Origin of the sequence: Pradoshia sp. (assembly GCF_051873915.1) — a bacterium.
In the GTDB taxonomy this organism is placed as follows: domain Bacteria; phylum Bacillota; class Bacilli; order Bacillales; family Pradoshiaceae; genus Pradoshia.
Genome location: NZ_JBJEFJ010000109.1, coordinates 1 through 2,372 on the forward strand (window position 1 = coordinate 1; position 2,372 = coordinate 2,372).

At 36.8% G+C, this 2,372-nt stretch carries 3 protein-coding genes; all 3 read right to left on the reverse strand.

All coding sequences use genetic code 11. The features are described 5' to 3' along the window. Positions 1 to 7 precede the first annotated feature (7 nt). On the reverse strand, positions 8 to 514 hold the full coding sequence (locus ACI35L_RS09925; RefSeq protein WP_439802806.1) for a GNAT family N-acetyltransferase: 507 nt from the start codon (positions 512 to 514) through the stop codon (positions 8 to 10). Positions 515 to 663: 149 nt separating this feature from the next. Next, positions 664 to 1,428 (reverse strand): class I SAM-dependent methyltransferase, encoded by a 765-nt coding sequence (locus tag ACI35L_RS09930; RefSeq protein WP_439802807.1) that lies wholly within the window; start codon positions 1,426 to 1,428, stop codon positions 664 to 666. Between the two features lie 280 nt (positions 1,429 to 1,708). After that, positions 1,709 to 2,239 carry a DUF4871 domain-containing protein gene (locus ACI35L_RS09935; protein ID WP_439802808.1) on the reverse strand — a complete coding sequence of 177 codons (531 nt, stop codon included), beginning with the start codon at positions 2,237 to 2,239 and terminating at the stop codon, positions 1,709 to 1,711. Between the last annotated feature and the right edge of the window lie 133 nt (positions 2,240 to 2,372).

Sequence of the window (2,372 nt, forward strand, 5' to 3'; positions counted from 1 at the left end):
CCAAAAACTAGATCGTTAAAACCATCAAATCCTCGCTAAAATACTGCCCATTATATTTAAGGGCATTTCGTTCTATCCCATAGATCTCGAATCCCAAGGATTTGTACAGCATCTTTGCTGAATGATTGTCAGATACGACCGTTAAGTTGATTTGTTCCAAATCATCCATATTTTTAGCCTTCTTTATTAGTTCAATCATTAGTGATTTTCCTATCCCTTGTCCTCTAGTGTCTGGTGCTACGTACAACCCGTAAACATTTGCTTTGTGACGGGTTTTGAGACTGTTTTCACGCATAAAAGTAACGATCCCAGCTAATGATCCATTGTAATCAAAAGCACCTAAAACAAATTTATCCTTAACTGGTGCTAATCTCTCTGCAACAAATTCCAGTGAGAATTGAGCTTCTCTCTCATATGTAGAACCAAATGCTTCTGGATTGTTTTTTAATGCACTCAATCGTACTTCTTGATACAACTTAGCATCAGACTTATTTAGAATGCGAATTGCCATCATTCATTTCCCCTTTTAAGGTTATATTCTAATGAAATCATTTCACTCTACTTTGTAACTTCGGCAAAAACTGGGGTTATTCTTCTTGTTCGACTAATCTGCCCGTTTCTTTCATAAGGGGTTCAACACCCCCTGATCGTTAAATGAATCCCCTAATGCTTTTTGGAAGCCTTAATGATAAATGTTGCAGGTACTAATTGTGCTCTTTGGGATGAATACCATCTTGAAGGATGATCTGCACCGACATTTTCAGGCAACACGACTTCATCTATTACCTTTTCAATTGTGAAGCCAGCTTCAATTAGTGTATTAATATAGGTGCTAAGCTTTCGATGGTATATAACAACATGATTATGCCAAGCCTCATTATATTCTGGCCCTTCAATATGATAAGATTTTTTAAAGGTAAAAGATGATTGTGTATAAGCCAGACGGTCGTGAATGGGATGTTCCCAGCTAAAGATGAAAATACCGCCGGGCTTTAAATAGCTATGTATATTTAACAATGTACGGTGTAAATCAACTGTCCACCCCAAAGCATAAATAGAGTAGGCAATATCGAAGTAATCCCTTGGTATTCCTGGATTTTTCTCCATTGGAGATTCAAATAATGATACGTTAACTTGTTGATTACTCAACAAGTTTTTAGCGGTTGCTATTTGTTTGGCTGAAAAATCTAATCCCCATAATTCTTTAGCTCCTCGATCTCCCATATATTGCAATGAATGCCCGCTCCCACACCCTATATCCAATACTTTATGACCGGCGATATTGCCAAATAATTCGAGTTGTTCTTCACTTAAAGAATAAGGACCATATTCGGGAAGAGCAGTTTTTCCGAAAAAACGTTCTGCCGACCTTTCCCAACTATCTTTATTCATATTCAAAATATCCGTGTTCGTTTCCAACCCTTCCATTCCCTTCAACGATTATTTAATCAAAATCCTACTATGACATGACCGCTTTCAACTGTTAGTTATTCAAACAAGAATATAATCGCTTTTGTCTATCGAAACGATAAAACAGAAGCTGAACCTCTGTATAGAAGGAACAATCTATATAAAAACACCTAACAAAAAAGAGCTGATTTAGCCCTTGATAGGGGAGTAATCCCCCTGTAGCTCAATGTTTTTTTGTCCGTTTTGTTCTTAACAATGAAAAAAGCAAGGTCCCCTCCATTTAAATCGACGGCTCACATTATACTACCTCGATAACCATACTTTCATATAGCTTCTCATCAATATATACAAGGACTTTCCATATTCCTGCTGATGGAAATGTTAAAAGTGATGGCATATTCACACTGCCCGGACTTACTGCAGCACTCTTATAAAAGGTACTCGGGCCAGAAAGGACATCAACAACTTCCTTTGTCTCTTTTTTTATGGCCTTTACTTTCACTGGTTTATCGTAAATGTTTTGTCTTCCAAAATAAAACCAAAAATATTTCTGTGGTTCTTTCGCGATAATTGGGAATGAACCTGTGAAACCTACGCGCTCTGTACTTCCCACAACCGTATACGAACCCTTTTCACCATCTTCATAGATAACGGAATGTTCGAAGGTTGGAGACAATTCCCATTCATTTTCTGAACCTTCATAAATGATCTCATCATTATTTTCGTTTACTTTTTTATCTTGTTTTGATTTTTGAATGTCCAATACATTGCATGCAGCCAAAAGCCCGGTTATCGTAAGCATGAAAAAAGCAAGAATGTATTTTTTCACTTAAATGACACTCCTCTCTCATTAATAAAGTGAATAAAACGGAAAAATATACTTCATTTCATTCTTATGCGAACCTGCCCGGCATCTATAATAAGGATTCAACCTTCTTTGATCATGCAAATCTCACCTATAT

Excerpts from the sequence above, each read along its gene's own strand:
- ACI35L_RS09925 (WP_439802806.1), bottom strand. The coding sequence starts at position 514 with ATGATGGCAATTCGCATTCTAAATAAGTCTGATGCTAAGTTGTATCAA.
- ACI35L_RS09930 (WP_439802807.1), bottom strand. The coding sequence starts at position 1,428 with ATGGAAGGGTTGGAAACGAACACGGATATTTTGAATATGAATAAAGAT.